Consider the following 17,841-nt stretch of genomic DNA (forward strand, 5'->3'; position numbering starts at 1 on the left):
GAGGAAAACGTTATGTCAGTAAACAAGAAGATAAAAGCGCGTTACGCGGAAATCGCTCAGTTTCTGGGCCTGCGTTTCAACGAAGAGTATTGTGTGGTTTATGGAGAGAAGGATGGCTTTACGCTTCGCATCAGCGGCCTGGACAATGGCCGGGGTATCGAGTACGGTATGGTCTGCGTATCGGTCGGTGTGTCTGAGAATGGCGTGAAGCTTGAACAGGATAAACAGTTCCGCAAGGAGCATAAGGGCGTCATGGGCATCGTACAGGAAAAGCATACTGTCCGGATGACCCTGAAGCAGTGTAAAAATATGGAGAAGCTTAAGGGCGTTCTGCAGGACTCCCTTCCGGCCTTCCTGGACATGCTGAAGCTGGAAGGATTTACCAATGGCTGTGAGCTCTGCGGCGAGGCCAAGGAGACCGGAGCAGCTTACGTGGCAGGCAATTCCATCTGCCTCTGCGACGAGTGCTACGACAAGGTCAGCGAGAACGCGGCGGCTTACACTGCAAATGAGAAGAACAAGAAGGAAAACCTGGTAGGCGGCGTCGTAGGCGCGCTGGTAGGCTCCCTGCTCGGCGTAGCCAGCATCATTCTGCTGAGCCAGATGGGTTATGTGGCAGCCCTGTCCGGCGTCATCATGGCAGTCTGCGCGCTGAAGGGCTACGAGCTTCTGGGCGGCAAGCTGACCAAGAAGGGTATCATCATCAGCGTAGTGATTATGATCATCATGACCTATGTGGGCGACCGCCTCGACTGGGGCATCATGATTGCCAGAGAGCTGGAGGTAGACGTTTTCTACGGCTACCGTCTGGTACCGCTGCTTCTGTCTGAGGAGATCATCGATGCGACCAGCTATGTGGGCAACCTGGTACTGGTATACGCCTTCCTGCTTCTGGGCGCCATTCCCACCATCCGCAACGCCATGCGCAGGGACAAGGTGGCAGGAACCATCTGCAAACTGCATTAAGAAACGAAAAAAACGGCCCGGCCTGTAAAAACGCAGACGGGCCGTTGGCGTTACAAAGCCCGTAAATCCGGCCCCCTGTCTTGTCAAACACCGGGAATCATGCTATAATGGGCAAGTATGTAAATACCGTGCTGACAGGACGGTAGTTTTTTGTTTTTAAAATTTAACAAAAAAAGGAAAGAAGAGGAAGAAACATGAAGAAGATTGAAGAATACGTCAGAAGCATACCGGATTTCCCGGAGGAGGGAATTATTTTCCGCGATATCACATCCGTACTGCAGGATGCGGACGGCCTTCATCTGGCCATTGACTCCATGCAGGCCCTGCTGGACGGCGTGGATTTCGACGTGGTCGTAGGAGCAGAGTCCAGAGGCTTCGTGTTTGGTACTCCGATTGCCTATAATCTGCATAAGCCCTTCGTACTGGTGCGGAAGAAGGGCAAGCTTCCCTGCGAGACCGTTTCCCGCTCCTATGATCTGGAGTACGGTACCGCGGAGATCGAGATGCACAAGGATTCCATCAAGCCGGGCCAGAGAGTCGTTCTGGTGGACGATCTGATCGCCACCGGAGGAACCATCGAGGCGGCTGCGAAGCTGGTGGAGGAGCTGGGCGGCAAGGTCGTGAAGATCATTTTCCTGATGGAGCTGGCAGGCCTGAAGGGCCGGGAGCGTCTGAAGGATTACGATGTGGCGTCTGTCATCCGTTACGATGGAAAATAAATAATACAGGGGGACGAGTGAGATGAAGAAGTTTTTCGAGGAATTTAAGAAGTTTATTTCCAGGGGCAACGTCATGGATATGGCAGTCGGTGTTATCATCGGCGGCGCGTTCACCGCGATAGTCAATTCTCTGGTAAATGATATTTTCATGCCGGTGCTCTCCCTGATTACCGGCGGCTTTGATATCGCCGGCATGTCCGTGTCCTTCGGCGTGGGCGACAATGCGGCGACATTGAACTACGGCGCATTCCTTTCCGCTGTAATTAATTTCCTGCTGATCGCGCTGGTGATCTTCTGCATCATCAAGGCCATGAATACCGCTAAGGACAAGATGCTGAAGAAGCAGGAGGAGGAAGCGCCCGCTCCGACCACCAAGAAGTGTCCCTATTGCATGTCTGAGATAGATATTCAGGCGACCAGATGTCCCCATTGCACATCTGAGTTACAATAAAATTACCGGGGATAAATAAAGGCAGGTGTTGATTATGGCAGAGATGAAAATCGGTGTAAAAAACAGAGATATGGAAGTGAACCGGGACGACGAGAATGTGAAGGCAATGCAGGATTTCACCAGTCCGGATGTCCTCTACAAAGAGCTGATCGCCAGCGTCCACAAGTACCATCCGTCCACCGATATCTCGATGATTGAAAAGGCCTATAAGATCGCGTCTGAGGCGCATCAGGGACAGCTTCGGAAATCAGGAGAGCCGTACATCATTCACCCCTTGTGCGTGGCCATTATCCTGGCGGATCTGGAGCTTGACAAGGAGACCATCGTGGCAGGACTTCTGCATGACGCGGTGGAGGATACGGTCATGACCACCGAAGAGATCGCGGCGGAGTTCGGCGACGATGTGGCCCTTCTGGTAGATGGCGTCACCAAGCTGGGACAGCTGTCCTATTCTGCGGATAAGATCGAGATTCAGGCGGAAAACCTGCGTAAAATGTTCCTGGCCATGGCCAAGGATATCCGTGTCATCCTGATTAAGCTGGCCGACCGTCTGCACAATATGCGGACCCTTCAGTACATGAAACCCGAGAAGCAGAAGGAAAAGGCCCGGGAGACTATGGACATCTACGCGCCCATCGCCCAGCGTCTCGGTATTTCGAAGGTCAAGAATGAGCTGGATGATTTGTCGCTGAAATATCTGGAGCCGGAGGCTTATTACGAGCTGAAGGAGCAGATTGCCGAGAAGCGGAGCGTCCGGGAGGCTTTTGTCCAGCGTATCGTGGCGGAAGTAAAGAAGCACATGGACAACGCAGGCATCGAAGCCCATGTGGACGGTCGTGTAAAGCATTTCTTCAGTATCTATAAGAAAATGGTGAACCAGCACAAAACGCTGGATCAGATTTACGATTTATTCGCGGTCCGGATTATCGTGGAGACGGTCAAGGACTGTTATGCGGCCCTGGGTATCATCCATGAAATGTACAAGCCCATTCCGGGACGCTTCAAGGACTATATCGCTATGCCCAAGGCCAATATGTACCAGTCTCTGCACACCACTCTGATTGGCCCCAATGGCCAGCCCTTCGAGATTCAGATTCGTACCTACGAGATGCACAAGACTGCCGAGTACGGTATCGCCGCCCACTGGAAATACAAGGAGAGCAGCGACGGCAAGAAACCGGTGGATCAGCAGGAGGCTGAGAAGATGACCTGGCTGCGCCAGATTCTGGAGTGGCAGCGGGACATGTCTGACAACCGGGAGTTTATGAATCTGTTAAAGAGCGACCTGGATCTGTTCTCCGAGAGCGTCTACTGCTTTACGCCCTCCGGAGACGTGAAGACACTGCCAAGCGGTTCCACGCCCATCGACTTCGCCTACAGCGTCCACAGCGCGGTGGGTAATAAGATGATTGGCGCCCGGGTCAACGGAAAGCTTGTGACCATCGATTACAAGATTCAGAACGGCGACCGCATTGAGATTATTACGTCTCAGAATTCCCGCGGACCCAGCCGCGACTGGCTCAATGTGGTCAAGAGTACGCAGGCGAAGAATAAGATTAATCAGTGGTTTAAAAACCAGTTTAAAGAGGATAATATTTTAAAGGGCAAGGAGATGCTGACCCAGTACTGCAAGGCCAAGAGCATCAATATGTCCGATATCATGAAGCCGGAATTCCAGAATCTGGTAATGCGGAAATACGGCTTCAAGGACTGGGATTCCGTGTTGGCGGCCATCGGCCACGGCGGCCTGAAAGAGGGCCAGGTGGTCAACAAGATGGTGGAAGAGTATGAGAAGATCCACAAGAAGGAGATCACCGATGAGAAGGTTATGGAGGCGGTCACCGAGAACAGTGACAAGAAGCTGAAGCTGGCCAAGTCCAAGAGCGGCATCATCGTCAAGGGACTGACCGATGTGTCAGTGCGTTTCTCCAAGTGCTGCAGCCCGGTACCGGGCGATGAGATCGTGGGCTATGTAACCCGTGGCCGCGGCGTGTCCATTCACCGGACTGACTGCGTCAACATCATGTGTCTGCAGGAGTCCGAGCGTGCCAGACTTATCGACGCGGAGTGGCAGGATATGGGTTCTGCCTCCTCCGGAGAAAAATACACGACTGAAATTAAGATTTATGCCAATAACCGGACCGGACTTCTGGTAGATATTTCCAGAATCTTCACCGAACGGAATATCGATATGACCCAGATGAATGTGCGGACCAGCAAGCAGGGAACGGCGACGATTTCCATTACCTTTGAGATCAGCAGCAAAGAGGAGCTGCAGAAGATTGCGGAGAAGCTGTATCAGGTGGAGAGCGTTATGGACGTGGAGCGCGCCACCGGCTGATGAACCGCTGGAGGATAAGATGAAAGTAGAACGTATGGTGCTTGGTCAGATACAGACCAACTGCTATTTTGTCATAAATGAAGCCACGAAGGAGGCCATCGTCATCGATCCGGCGGATCGGCCGGAGGCGGTGCTTCGAAGGGCCGTGGACGAGGGACTGGATCTGAAAGCTATTTTTCTGACCCATGGACATGCGGATCATATGCTGGGCGTACCGGAGCTGAAGGCAAAGCTTGAGATCCCCGTGTATGCCTGCGAAGCGGAAAAAGAGCTGCTGGCAGACCCGGAGCAGAATCTGTCTCCGGCGCTTTTCCGGAAAAGCGTGGCGTTTGCCGCAGACGTGTGGGTAAAAGATGAGCAGGTGATAGAGGTGGCAGGCATGGAGTTCCATGTCTTTGCGACGCCGGGCCATACGCCGGGCGGTTGCTGTTATTACAGCGCGGAAGCAGGCGTGCTGTTCTCCGGAGACACCCTGTTCGCAGGCTCTGTGGGACGGACCGATTTCCCGGGCGGAAGCATGAGCGCACTGGTACGGGGCATCAAAGAGAAGCTTACGCCGCTGCCGGACGAGACAAAGGTGTACCCTGGCCATATGGAAGAAAGCACCATCGGCGCGGAGCGGCGTTACAACCCCTATCTGGGATAAGAAAAAGGATAAGATAAATGGTTGAAGTTAAGATAAATGATGAAAGCTTTGCGTATGACATTCATTCGCTGATTCAGGCCTTTTACGGCGGCGAGGAGGTTCAGGTCCGTGTTAAGGAAGCCTTCACAGAAGCGGTTCCGGTTCAGATGGATGTGCAAGTTACCGACCGGGACATCAGCTTTTCTATCATTCAGAATGGGGCCTTTCAGGAGAAAGGCCATGTTTATGTGGAAAATCCGGACCGGAAAGCGGTAAAGAATCAGTTAAAGAAGCTGATGTACGACAAGCTCTGCGCCTTTACCGGTGAGACCCTGCCCTGGGGCACCCTGACCGGTATCCGGCCCACGAAGATTCCCATGGCCATGCTGGAGGAGGGCAGGAGCAATCCGGAAATCGCCCGGTATATGTGGGATACCTATGATTGCAGCAAGGAAAAGGCGGCTCTCGCCATCTCCATTGCCAACCGGGAGAAAGAGGTCCTGAAAAATCTGGATTATGAAAACGGCTACAGTCTCTATGTGGGCATCCCGTTTTGCCCCAGCATCTGTCTGTACTGTTCATTTTCGTCCTCTCCGATCAAGCTCTGGGAGAAGAAGGTGGAGGATTATCTGGCGGCGCTTTTTAAGGAGCTTGCGTTCCTCGGAAAGGCTTACGCGGGCCGGAAGCTGAATACCGTGTATGTGGGCGGCGGTACGCCCACGACCCTGACGGCGGAGCAGCTTGATCGGCTCATGATCTGTATTGAGCAGAATTTCGATTTTACTTATTTACAGGAATTGACAGTTGAAGCCGGACGTCCCGACAGCGTGACCCCGGAGAAGCTGAAGGTCTTAAAAGAGCATAAGGTCACCCGTATCTCCGTGAATCCCCAGACGATGAATCAGAAGACCCTGGATCTCATTGGCCGGAAGCATACGGTAGAGGAGACGAAGCAGGCCTTTTCTATGGCACGGGAGGCAGGCCACGACAATATCAATATGGACCTCATTGTGGGACTTCCCGGCGAGGACATTGAGGATGTGCGCCATACCATGGAGGAGCTGAGAAAGCTCGATCCGGACAGTATCACCGTCCATTCCCTGGCGGTCAAGCGGGCGGCCAGACTCAAGCTGTTCCGGGATACCTATGAGGAGATGGGGCTTCGGAACAGTCAGGAGATCATGGACTTAACCTATCGGTATTGTGTGGAACAGGGCGTATATCCCTATTATCTGTACCGTCAGAAGAATATGGCGGGTAATTTTGAAAATGTGGGCTACGCAAAGGTTGACAAAGCCGGAATTTACAATATACTGATTATGGAAGAAAAGCAGACCATTCTGGCGGCAGGCGCAGGAGCTTCTACGAAATTCGTCTTCGCGTCTGACCATATCGAACGCGTGGAGAATGTCAAAGACGTGAAGCAGTATATCGAACGCATTGACGAGATGATCGAACGGAAGCATAGCTTCATGCTGAAAAATGGTCTGATGTAATTATTCAGGTACTGAATAATTACGGAGGTAGACAGCATGAGTGAAATGAACCCCCTTTCCTTTTTTGAGGAGGACGTCACAGAGGAGATCAACCACGGAATCAGGGTGAGTAACCTGGCATACTGCGTGGCGAAGGAGCTGGGACTGTATGAAGAACAGTGTCATGAACTGGCTTTGGCCGGTATGATGCACGACATCGGCAAGCTCTATGTATCCGGCTATCTCTATGGCCGCGACAAAGACACCCTGAAGATCGAGGAAATGAAATATGTGCGGCTGCATCCCAGGCTTGGTTACGACGAGCTGATGCGGCTGGATTTCTCCGATTTTGTATTGGAGAGCATACTTTATCATCATGAGAATTACGACGGCTCCGGTTATCCGGAAAACCTGGCGGGCGATCAGATTCCGCTGGGCGCGAAAATCCTGCGGGTCTGCGACGTATACGCGGCGCTGACCTCCGACCGCCCTTACCGGAGCGCTTTTGATTCGGATACGGCGGTGGAGCTGATGATTGATGAAGTGAAAAATTTTGACATGAAAGTATTTCTGGCCTTTCAGCGGGCCATTCACGAAGCGGAGTGGCAGGGAAAATGGGCGCTGCCCGGATTGAAGGTTCGGATTACAGAGGAGGAGACGATATGATAACACAGGCACCAAGAGGAGTGGAAGACTGGTACGGCGAGCGGATGCACAAGCGCGCCTGGGTGGAGAAGCAGGCCAGAGAGCTTGCCCGCACCTACAATATGACAGAGATTATTACCCCGATTTTCGAGCACACCGTATTGTTCCAGCGCGGCGTGGGCGAGACCACGGATGTAGTGCAGAAGGAGATGTATACCTTCGAGGATAAGGGCGGCAGAAGCATCACCCTGAAGCCCGAGGGAACCGCGGGAGCCATGCGTGCTTACCTGGAGCGCAATATGTACGCCAATCCGGCGCCCACCAAGCTCTACTATGTGACTCAGGCTTTCCGTTACGAGAAGCCCCAGAGCGGCCGTCTCCGTCAGCATCATCAGTTTGGCGTGGAGTTTGTGGGTTCTAAGAGCCCGCTGGCAGAGGTAGAGGTCATTTCCCTGGCAGCGACCCTGATTAAAAAGCTGGGTCTCAAGGATGTAAAGCTTCATATCAACAGCATCGGCTGCCCCAACTGCAAGAAGGATTACAATGACGCATTGCTTGCGTACCTGCGTAAGCATGAGGACGCCCTGTGTCCCACCTGCCGGGAGCGTATGCAGAAGAACCCCATGCGTGTCATCGACTGCAAGGTTCCGGAGTGCAAGGAGATCGTCAAGGACGCGCCCCGCACCATCGACTATCTGGACGAGGAGTGCAAGAACCATTTTGACGAGCTTCAGCATCTGCTGGCCGAGCTTGGCATTCCCTTTGAGGTGGATACCGGCATCGTCCGCGGTCTGGATTACTACACCAAGACCGTATTTGAGTTCGTGAATTCCGATGGCTTCACCCTCTGCGGAGGCGGACGCTACGACGGTCTGATTCATGAGATCGACGAGAAGCAGGATATTCCGTCTGTAGGCTTCGGTATGGGTATCGAGCGTATCCTGTATTTCCTGGAGAAAGAGGGCGTGGAGGTTCCGGCCATGGAAACACCCGATCTCTATGTGGGAATTCTGGGCGCAGAAGCGAAGGCAAAGGCCTATAAGCTGGTCAATGAGATCCGCAGCCACGGTCTGATTGTGGAGACCGATTACATGGATCGAAGCGTCAAGGCGCAGATGAAGTACGCCAATAAAATCGGCGCGAAGAAGGTTGTCATCATTGGCGCGGACGAGTTGGAAAAAGGCGCGGCCAATGTAAAGGATATGGCTACCGGCGAGCAGACCGAGGTTTCCCTTGCGGAGCTTCCGAGCCTGTTTTAAGAGAGACACTGTTACACGAATAGCGATAGATAAGAGAGGAAAAAAAGTATGTTTCAGTCAAGAACACACACCTGCAACGAGCTGCGTCTCGCAAACGCAGGTGAAACTGTCACTTTGGTAGGCTGGTATGAAAACCTGCGTAAAGTCAGCAAGAACCTGGGCTTCCTGATCCTGAGAGATTTCTACGGAACCACCCAGGCCGTTATCGAGACCGAGGAAATGATGGCGAAGCTGTCCGGCGTCAACACCGAGTCCACCCTGTCCATTACAGGCGTGGTTCGGGAGCGTTCCAGCAAGAACGCGGCGCTGCCCACCGGTGAAATCGAGGTGGTCCCCACCGACATTCAGGTGCTGGGACGCTGCCGTTACAACGAGCTGCCCTTCGAGATCAACCGTTCCAAGGAGGCGGATGAGAATACCCGTCTGAAATACCGTTACCTGGATCTCCGGAACCCGGCTGTCAAAGAGCGCATCGTTCTGCGCAGCAACGTGGTAGCAGAGCTTCGCAGAAGCATGACCGATCACGGCTTCCTGGAGATTACCACGCCGATTCTGACCTGCTCCTCCCCCGAGGGCGCAAGAGATTATCTGGTACCGTCCAGAAACCATCCGGGCAAGTTTTACGCTCTGCCCCAGGCTCCCCAGCAGTTTAAGCAGCTGCTGATGACCTCCGGCTTCGACCGTTATTTCCAGATTGCCCCCTGCTTCCGTGACGAGGACGCCAGAGCAGACCGCTCCCCGGGAGAGTTCTATCAGCTGGATATGGAGATGGCATTTGCCAGCCAGGAGGACGTTTTCGCGGTGCTGGAGGATGTGCTTCCGCCGGTATTTGAGAAATACGGTACCTACAATACCGCGTCCAAGGCTCCGTTCCGCCGGATCTCTTACCATGACGCCATGGAGGTATACGGATCCGACAAGCCGGATCTGCGTATCGATCTGGTAGTTCAGGACGCTACCGAGTGCCTGGCAGACTGCGGCTTCGGTCCCTTCGAGGGCCAGACCGTGAAGGCTGTGGTATTCAGTGATTTCAAGGCTACCCGTAAGGTTATTGACAAGATTTGTGCTGACACCGAGGTACAGACAGGCAATAAGGCATACTGGTTCCGTCTGGACGAAAATGGCGAGCTGGTAGGCGGTATCTCCAAGTTTGTCACCGAGCGCAAGGATCAGGTGGTTCAGGCACTGGGCCTGAAGCCGGGCGATTTCGTGGGTCTGACCGCAGGTAAGAAGCTGGCAGCTCAGAAGACTGCAGGCGCTCTGCGTAAAATCCTCGGCAATACTGTAGAGGGTCATATGACGAAGGAGTGCTACGAGTTCTGCTGGATCGTAGACTTCCCCATGTACGAGATTGGCGAGGAGTCCGGCGAGCTGGAATTCTGCCACAACCCGTTCTCTATGCCCCAGGGCGGCATGAAGGATCTGGAGGAGAAGGATCCTCTGGAGATCTACGCATACCAGTACGATCTGGTCTGCAACGGCGTAGAGCTGTCCTCCGGTGCAGTGCGTAACCACGATCCGGAGATCATGGTCAAGGCCTTCGAGCTGGTAGGCCTGGGCGAGGACGACGTGAAAGCCAAGTTCCCGGCCATGTACAACGCATTCTGCTACGGAGCTCCGCCCCACGCAGGCATCGCTCCCGGCGTAGACCGTATGGTCATGTTGCTGGCAGGCGAGGAGAGCATCCGCGAGATCATTCCGTTCCCGATGAATAAGACGGCACAGGATGTGATGATGGGCGCTCCGGCCACCGTAGATCCGAAGCAGCTGGCGGATGTGCATATCGCCATTGTGAAGGATGAGAAGGAAGAAAAAGAAGACTAATTTGCAGAGAAAGTTCTTGTCAAAATTGGTATAAATTGGTAAAATAACAGTGTCGATAAAGGGGATGCAGCGTAAAACAAGCGCGAATCCGGTCGGCACTGTTATTTTTTTACACGATATGCAGCGCGGGTTCTTCCGACGCTGTTCACGAAAGATAAAGGTCTGGATTTCAGTTCGAAATCAACACACCCAAAGTACGCCCAAGGGCGGAGTATGTAAAAACCAAGTATAAAACGGCTATTTTATGCCCTTGCAGGAAGGAGAAAGAAAACGTATAATGAAAAGGAGAGAATAGCAATGAATAACCGGACGAGTGCCAAGTCAAAACGCCGGAAGCGCGGCGGCAGTCAGGGAACCAGAAAAGCAGTACAGAGGGAGCATAAGGATCGTCTGTTCCGACTTATTTTCAAGGATAAAGAGGATCTGCTGGATTTGTATAATGCCGTGAATGGGACAGATTATGAGAACGCAGAAGATCTGGAGATTACCACCATTGAGGACGTGATTTATCTCAGCATGAAAAATGATTTGTCCTTTATGTTTGGCGTTGTCATGAATCTGTACGAGCATCAGAGTACCTGGAATGAAAATATGCCGCTCCGGGGATTTTTCTATTTTTCAGAACTGTATCAGCAATATCTGAACAGGAAGAACATAAAGCTGACAGATGAAAAGAAGCGCGTGATGGTTCCATTTCCCAAGTATGTGGTATTTTATAATGGTACAAGGGATATGCCGGATCGGGTGGAGATGAAGCTTTCGGATTGTTTTATAAAACCGGATCGGGAGGAAGGAGAACCCTGTCTGGAATGCAAGGCAACAGTATTGAACATCAATGCAGGTCGAAACAATGACATGATGCGGAAATGCCGGAGATTATCGGATTACGCGTATTTCATCGGGCAAATCCGCTGGAAAATGGATGAAGGCTGGTCCCTGGAGGAAGCGACAGAGATTAGTATCAGGCGGTGCATTGACAGAGGAGTACTGGCAGATATCCTGACAAAATATGGAACGGAGGTGTGCAGGATGATACTGACAGAGTATGATGAACAGGAAGAGAGGGAATATCAAAGAGCGGAAGGCCGTGCGGAAGGTCGTGCGGAAGGTCGTGCGGAAGGTCGTGCGGGAAATATGTTTTCTATGATTCAAAAGAAGCGTGCGAAGGGTAAATCCCTGGTTCAGATTGCGGATGAATTGGAAGAAGATGTTGAGGTCATCCGCCCGTTGTATGATTTGGTCGAAAAATACCCGGATAAGACAGCGGAAGAATTGTCAGAACTCTATGTGAAGCAGTGTTAAATAAAATGAAGTTGGAATCTCCCATCCTCTGAGGCAGCTCAAAGGGTGGGAGATTTTTCGGTTTTGGGACAAAACATTACATTTCGCGCCATATATGTGCAATTCGCTCCAATTTGTGATGCAGGGAAGAAAAATATGTTAATATATGAGTAATGTTTTTACAGAATCACACACAAAGGAGCGGGGGATATGAGAAAACACTTGCGAGGAAATCGTGGAACAAGATGGCTGGCGATTCTGCTGACGGCTGCGATGGTCGTGGGCAGCGTGGATACGACGGTGCTGGCGGAAGCAGCTAAGGGCGCGGAGGAGCAGACCCTTCCGGTGGCGGAAGCGGGGACGTCCGGGGACGCGAAAGATAAGGAAGAAACGCCGGTTGTGAAAACGGAAACGAGCGAAGAGGGGAAGAATCCGGAAGCGGCAGAGAACGCGCAGAGCGGAAAGGATGCGAATGCGCCGGAGACATCCGGGAACGCGGAAAAAACGGGAGCAGACGAAAACTCAACGTCAGAAAACGGCGCTGGGGGGGTGTTATCAGAGCTTCAGGAAGCGCCGTTGGAAGTGGAGTTCCCGACGGAGACCATAGAGCTGGAATCGGAGTTTTCGGAAGAGTGGGATAATGATGAGCTGTTTGAGGGCTACGCATGGAAGCAGCTGTATGGAGATGAGGGTATCGCCACCTACGGTACGGTTGCGAGAAGCCATCTGAGTGAAGAAGAAAAAGCGGCTTACGATGTATTAAAGGACTGGATAAGAGAAATAGCGTGTAATGGAGGAAACGCAAGATTTTACGGTGAGATTACAATCAGTGGTTATATAGAAAACCCTAAGAGTTCCACAGTATTGGGAAAAATCTGGGACGCATTAAAGACGGATTGTCCCTATGAGTTGTACTGGTGGGACGGTGGCTCTCTGGGGTGGCACACTGAAGGTGGCATGGATGAGAACGGAAAATATTATATCAAGGTGACCCAAATAGACATAGGTATTGCAAGTGATTACCAGGGAGATACCAACATTTATGTGGATGCGAAAAAAGCACAGGCAGTAGACACAGCAGTAGCGAAAGCCAAGGAGATTGTTGAGGGCTTGAAAGATGACTCCGTCTATGAGCGTCTGAACGGCTACAAGAACGCAATTAAGGATTTGGCTTCCTATAATGCAAAGTTAAATGATTCAGACTATGTGCAACAGTTAATCAATGTCTTTGACGAAGATCCAAGCACAGCGACAGGCTACGAAGGCTATGCCAGAGCATTTCAGTATCTCTGTGATCTGGATGCAGGCGGGATTAAGTGTTATACGGTGAAAGGTACGATGCAGTATGCGAGACATACGGATTCGGGACCATTTACACATCAGAATATGACGTGGAACATTGTCAGACTGCGTAGGAAGAATTATCTGGTGGATGTGGTTACCTGTGATAGCAACGGCATTGCAGGCGCAATAGGTTATGAAGACGGCAAGGACAAGCTGTTTCTGGCTGGCGCTAAGAAAACGGATTCTGGAAACTATAGGAAGGAATTTAATAACCCCAACGACTATGTTTGGTATTCATATAATGGTGCTACCAAGAAAGCCTATACGGAAGCTGAACTGAATATCTCAAGTGAGGATTATGACGATAGTGAGCCTCTGCCGATTAAGAATGCCACGATAACCATTGCGGCTGGTACAGACGTCCATGAGGACGAAACATTCACATACGATGCCCAGAACCATGACGTGGTAGTAACGCTTGGCGAGGACGAACTGGAGCCCGAATATGATTATACCCTGACCATCACAAAGGACGGAGCGGCATACGCAGGAGCCATCCGGAATGCGGGAATCTATGAGATAACAGTGACCGGAAGCGGTGGTTATACCGGAAGTGTAGAGAAAACTGTTACCATTGAAAAGAGACCAGTGACGCCCAGTATCATAGAGAGAGCTGAGTATCTCACAAAGGCATATGACGGAACCACGGGAGCTTATCCAAAACTTAACTATGATGGGGAATGCCAGGAGTGGATGACACATTACATAAGGGCTGAATATGAAGATGCCAATGTGGGAACGGGTAAGAAGATTACAGTGAAAGTCCGTTTGGACGGCGAAATTGCAAATAATTACTATTTAACAACAGATACGTTAACAACAGATAAGGGCGTAATCACCAAGGGCGATCCGACCCTGATATTCCGATACGGTGGAGGCGCATATGCCACAACATATACCTACAGTGGGGAACCCCTGAGAAATCCGGAAGGAAATGAACTGATACTTACTAATGTTAATACCGGTGTTCAGATTATCACTCACAACGATTTGATATTTACATGGTTCAAGGGAACCGATGAAAACGGAACGGAGCTGGAAGGAAACCCGGTGGATGCGGGAACCTATTATCTGAAGGTTTCTGTAGCTGAGACGGAGAATTATAACGCGGCGTCCGCAGGAACAACGATCACAATTGAGCCGAAAAAGGTGGAGAACCCTGAGATTACAGTAACGCCGGATTCTTATGAGTACGACGGAAAAGAAAAGCAACCGACCGTAACAGTAAAAGATGGAGAAACGATCATTCCTTCAACGGAATATACAGTTTCCTATTCTGATAATAAAAATGTAGGAACTGCGACAGTAACCATTTCGAATACAGAAGGCGGTAACTATGAGGTAAGCGGAAACCATAGTCGGACCTTTACCATTACAAAAGTTGATAGCGCTAAGCTTACAGTGGTAAAACCGAAGGTTTCAGGCGTATACGGAACAAAAACAGGGGAGCTGGCGATTGCAGGCGGAAAGGTAACGACTGCGGACGGAAAAGAGATATCAGGAAACTGGGCTGTAACAGATACCGCGAGCCATGATATGGATAAGCTTTTACCCGTAGAGGGGACAGAGACCTGCACCCTGACATTTACACCGGAGGATACGAATTATCCGAACCTGACGGCAGAGGTGACTCCAAATATAACGGCGCGTTCGGTAAAGGTTCAGATTAATTCAGTCAGCAGAGCCTATAAGGCGGAAAATCCGACATTTACCTGGAGGGCAGTGACAGAAGAAGGCTTCCTTGCGCCTGTAGAAAATGACAATCTGGGTATCGACCTGACGACAAATGCAGATTCAAATTCTTCGGTCGGACAGTATGATATTACCGGCACTGCATCCAATCAGAATTATGACGTTACCATCGCGGGCGGCAAAAAGGCACTGACGATTACGAAAGCGGCGGCACCCGAGCCAACAAGGGTTGAAAAAAGTTATATCTATGCATCTGTTCCGAAGTACCTTGTGAGCATATACTTGAGCAAGGCAATGAATCTTCCGGCGGATTGTGGAGAGGTAACCTACACCTCAGGAGAAACGACGGGTGATATGAGTATACTGACGAGAACGGCAGTATATAACAGTACGTTTGAGTATGGTTTAAGAGATGATCTTACTGCAGACAAAATTGGGGCAAAAGTGGTTGTGAAAGTATCCGTTCAGATGGAAAATTATGAAGACACATACTACGAGCTTACCATACAGATTGTGGATAAAAAGGACATAACCGGATCTGCCTCTGCGAAGAACAGCATCCGCTATGGACAGACATTGAAAGATGTAGAACTGGCAGGTACTTTTACAGATGCGGAGAATACGGATATAACCCTGGCAGGCACATTTACCATATTAAACGGGGATAATATGCCTTCAGCCGGCACTGCTGAAGTACGGTGGACATTCACACCGACAGATAAGAAATACAAACCCGTGAACGGAACAACAAACATCACCGTGGAGAAAGCCACTCCGGAGCGTGCGGCAGCGCCGACGGCAGCAGAGCTTACCTATGGACAGACCCTGGCAGAAAGCACGCTGACGGGCGGAAAAGCAGTGAACCCGAATACGCAGGAGGCGGTGGCAGGCACCTGGAGCTGGGCAGATGACACAGTGAAACCGACGGTGGACAATCAGGGCTATCAGGTAGTCTTTACACCGGAGGATACAGCCAATTATAACCGTATCGAAGCGACGGTAGGGGTAACCGTGAAAAAGGCGGTTCCGACCATCAGCGAAGCGCCGACGGCGTCCGACCTGACCTATGGACAGACCCTGTCTGAAAGCACACTGACAGGTGGGGCAGCAGATACAGATGGAACCTTTATCTGGGCAAAAGCTGATACCAGACCGGAGGTCAAGGACAGCAATGTCACCGAATATGAAGCAGTATTTACACCGACAGATACAGTCAACTGGGAGAATGCGGCAGCACAGGCGAAGGTAAAGGTAAGCCCGAAGATCCTTACCTGGGACGGAAGCGCCCTGACAGTTCTGACCAAGCTGGCCGATGAAATGAAGGACGCCAGTCTCATCGGAGAACTGAAGGTCTCCGGTCTGTTGGACGGCGACGACGCAGGCCTGAGCTATGAAAGTCTGACTGCTGAGTTTGATACAGCGGAAGCAGGAACCGACAAGCAGGTAACCGTGACCATCGCAGGAGCGGCTCTGACGAATGCCAATTATGAGCTTCCGGCTGAGACTGCCTTTACGCTGAAGGGCTCCATCGAAAAGACTGCGGCTCTGCCGGGTCAGACAGGTCTCGGAAATGAGTACCGTCTGGTTATGGGCGCAAAGGACGTAACCGAGGTAACGCCGGATCTGGCAAAGACAGAGAACCTGAACACACCGGAAAAGATCGTGGAATATCTGAAGAAGCTTCTGGTGGATTGTAAGATCGACGGAAAGAATCCGGCGAAGGAAAATACGGCTGTTTATGACGCAGTGCTGCTCTATAGCGCAGACGGCGGTGAAACCTGGATCCGCGCGACGGCAGACAACTTCCCGGCAGAGGGCGTCAAGGTGATCCTGCCCTACCCGGAGGGCACCAACGCAGCCGATTACCGTTTCAGCGCGGTACACATGTTTGCAATGAACCGCGGCGCGTATAAGGCGGGCGATGTGGAGACTCCGGAGCTGACATTGACGAAGGATGGCATCACCATGACCCTGAAGAGCCTCTCCCCAATAGCCCTTTCCTGGGTAAAGGTGGAGAAAGCGCCCGAGACGAAGCCCGGAGATCATTCCGGCAGCAGCTCCGGCAGCGGAAATAAGAGCGGCGGAAGCGCCGTCACAAGCGCAGCCACCGGCGACAGCAGCCAGCCCGTATTCTGGGGCGCAATGGCGTTGATTTGCCTGCTGGGCATCTCCATGCTGCTTACAGCAGTACGCAGAAAACGCGGGCAGCGGACAGAGTAATACGAGGATAAGGGATTGAAAACCCGGAACAGGGCGTCTGAGGCATTATTGCTTCAGACGCCCTGTTTCTTTCGGAAGCTCTATGCGCGGATATTGCCGCAGCAGCTTTTCCAGTTCGTAGATAGCCGGGGTCAGGAATTTATTTTTGTGATAAACCAGTTTAAAGGTCCGGTTCCATTCCTGATTTTCAGGAGAAAAAATGCGGAGACGCTGATGACGGATTTCATGGTACATCAGACGCAGAGACATGACAGACAGAACCTTGTTGTATAAAACGGCGTTCAGGATCGTGCGGGGACAGTTGGCTTCCCAGGTGATACGGATGGAGAGCCCCTGCTCTGCCACGTACTGTTCAAAAAGCCGTCGTGTGCCGCTGCCCTGTTCACGCATGGCAAAAGCCTGTCCGTTTAAATCTGAAGAGTGAAGTGTCTCCATTTCATAAAAAGGATGATGAATCCCTGCTGTCAGAACAAGACAGTCGTCGATAAGAGGGAGCACAATCAGATCGGGAGACTGAATTTCACCCTCTACAATCGCGGCGTCCAGCTGGGATCTCAAAAGCTTTTGTTCAATTTCGGCAGTATTGCTCACAAAGGAATATACTTCCAGACCCGGCAGCTTCCTTTCCAGCTCCAGAATCACGGAGGGAGTCAGACAGGTACCGACGGTGAGGGTGCTGCCAAGCTTCAGCGTAGCGGTCTGCCCCTGATTCATCATCAACTGATCCAGCTCTGAAAACCGGGAAATCAGCTCCGGAGCCTGGGACAGCAGAAGCTTTCCCTGTTCTGTCAGGTAAAGCTTTTTCCCGAGCCGTTCAAACAACAGACAATGGTAATGTTTTTCCAGTTCCCGGATGGCCTGGCTGACGGTGGGCTGGGTCAGATACAGATGCTCTGCAGCTGCACACATGGTGCCGTATTCGGCGACGGCGGTAAAAATCGAAAGATGGCGAATGGTCATGTAAAATCCCCTTTTCTGTCAGATATATAGATAAAACCT

General features: G+C 51.5%; 12 protein-coding genes. 11 read left to right on the forward strand and 1 reads right to left on the reverse strand.

The window, feature by feature from the left end:
• Nucleotides 1-12: 12 nt before the first annotated feature.
• From WMO29_RS00450 to WMO29_RS00500, 11 genes are all read left to right on the forward strand, one after another.
• On the forward strand, nt 13-966 hold the full coding sequence (locus tag WMO29_RS00450; RefSeq protein WP_349163296.1) for a hypothetical protein: 954 nt from the start codon (nt 13-15) through the stop codon (nt 964-966).
• Between the two features lie 194 nt (nt 967-1,160).
• Nucleotides 1,161-1,685, forward strand: coding sequence for an adenine phosphoribosyltransferase (locus WMO29_RS00455; protein WP_178039914.1), 525 nt, complete (start codon nt 1,161-1,163; stop codon nt 1,683-1,685).
• Nucleotides 1,686-1,707: 22 nt separating this feature from the next.
• Nucleotides 1,708-2,136, forward strand: coding sequence for a large conductance mechanosensitive channel protein MscL (gene mscL / locus WMO29_RS00460; protein ID WP_178039915.1), 429 nt, complete (start codon nt 1,708-1,710; stop codon nt 2,134-2,136).
• Nucleotides 2,137-2,179: 43 nt separating this feature from the next.
• Complete coding sequence (locus tag WMO29_RS00465; RefSeq protein ID WP_349163577.1) at nt 2,180-4,477, forward strand: RelA/SpoT family protein; 2,298 nt, start codon at nt 2,180-2,182, stop codon at nt 4,475-4,477.
• 19 nt (nt 4,478-4,496) lie between these two features.
• Nucleotides 4,497-5,123, forward strand: a complete 627-nt coding sequence (locus WMO29_RS00470; RefSeq protein WP_178039917.1) for an MBL fold metallo-hydrolase — start codon at nt 4,497-4,499, stop codon at nt 5,121-5,123.
• 17 nt (nt 5,124-5,140) lie between these two features.
• A complete protein-coding gene (gene hemZ / locus WMO29_RS00475; protein WP_349163297.1) occupies nt 5,141-6,598 on the forward strand; it encodes a coproporphyrinogen dehydrogenase HemZ in 1,458 nt (485 codons plus the stop codon).
• 36 nt (nt 6,599-6,634) lie between these two features.
• Entirely contained in the window at nt 6,635-7,243 is a 609-nt protein-coding gene (locus WMO29_RS00480; RefSeq protein WP_178039919.1) for an HD domain-containing phosphohydrolase, read from the forward strand.
• Nucleotides 7,240-8,481, forward strand: a complete 1,242-nt coding sequence (gene hisS / locus WMO29_RS00485; protein ID WP_349163298.1) for a histidine--tRNA ligase — start codon at nt 7,240-7,242, stop codon at nt 8,479-8,481. Before WMO29_RS00480 ends, hisS begins: the two co-directional genes overlap by 4 nt.
• 48 nt (nt 8,482-8,529) lie before the next feature.
• On the forward strand, nt 8,530-10,305 hold the full coding sequence (gene aspS / locus WMO29_RS00490) for an aspartate--tRNA ligase (RefSeq protein ID WP_349163299.1): 1,776 nt from the start codon (nt 8,530-8,532) through the stop codon (nt 10,303-10,305).
• Between the two features lie 297 nt (nt 10,306-10,602).
• The gene (locus WMO29_RS00495; RefSeq protein WP_178039922.1) at nt 10,603-11,607 is read left to right on the forward strand and encodes an RpnC/YadD family protein; all 1,005 of its coding nucleotides are present in this window, start codon (nt 10,603-10,605) and stop codon (nt 11,605-11,607) included.
• Between the two features lie 189 nt (nt 11,608-11,796).
• A complete protein-coding gene (locus WMO29_RS00500; protein ID WP_349163300.1) occupies nt 11,797-16,842 on the forward strand; it encodes an MBG domain-containing protein in 5,046 nt (1,681 codons plus the stop codon).
• 45 nt (nt 16,843-16,887) lie between these two features.
• On the opposite strand, the gene WMO29_RS00505 is transcribed toward WMO29_RS00500, so the two are convergent.
• On the reverse strand, nt 16,888-17,802 hold the full coding sequence (locus WMO29_RS00505) for a LysR substrate-binding domain-containing protein (protein ID WP_178039925.1): 915 nt from the start codon (nt 17,800-17,802) through the stop codon (nt 16,888-16,890).
• Nucleotides 17,803-17,841: the final 39 nt, after the last annotated feature.

It is taken from the genome of Laedolimicola intestinihominis, assembly GCF_040096155.1.
Taxonomy (GTDB): Bacteria; Bacillota; Clostridia; order Lachnospirales; family Lachnospiraceae; genus Laedolimicola; species Laedolimicola intestinihominis.

Coding starts and splice junctions, on each gene's coding strand:
- hisS (WP_349163298.1), top strand. CDS start 7,240: ATGATAACACAGGCACCAAGAGGAGTGGAAGACTGGTACGGCGAGCGG.
- mscL (WP_178039915.1), top strand. CDS start 1,708: ATGAAGAAGTTTTTCGAGGAATTTAAGAAGTTTATTTCCAGGGGCAAC.
- aspS (WP_349163299.1), top strand. CDS start 8,530: ATGTTTCAGTCAAGAACACACACCTGCAACGAGCTGCGTCTCGCAAAC.
- WMO29_RS00465 (WP_349163577.1), top strand. CDS start 2,180: ATGAAAATCGGTGTAAAAAACAGAGATATGGAAGTGAACCGGGACGAC.
- WMO29_RS00470 (WP_178039917.1), top strand. CDS start 4,497: ATGAAAGTAGAACGTATGGTGCTTGGTCAGATACAGACCAACTGCTAT.
- WMO29_RS00455 (WP_178039914.1), top strand. CDS start 1,161: ATGAAGAAGATTGAAGAATACGTCAGAAGCATACCGGATTTCCCGGAG.
- hemZ (WP_349163297.1), top strand. CDS start 5,141: ATGGTTGAAGTTAAGATAAATGATGAAAGCTTTGCGTATGACATTCAT.
- WMO29_RS00500 (WP_349163300.1), top strand. CDS start 11,797: ATGAGAAAACACTTGCGAGGAAATCGTGGAACAAGATGGCTGGCGATT.
- WMO29_RS00480 (WP_178039919.1), top strand. CDS start 6,635: ATGAGTGAAATGAACCCCCTTTCCTTTTTTGAGGAGGACGTCACAGAG.
- WMO29_RS00505 (WP_178039925.1), bottom strand. CDS start 17,802: ATGACCATTCGCCATCTTTCGATTTTTACCGCCGTCGCCGAATACGGC.
- WMO29_RS00450 (WP_349163296.1), top strand. CDS start 13: ATGTCAGTAAACAAGAAGATAAAAGCGCGTTACGCGGAAATCGCTCAG.
- WMO29_RS00495 (WP_178039922.1), top strand. CDS start 10,603: ATGAATAACCGGACGAGTGCCAAGTCAAAACGCCGGAAGCGCGGCGGC.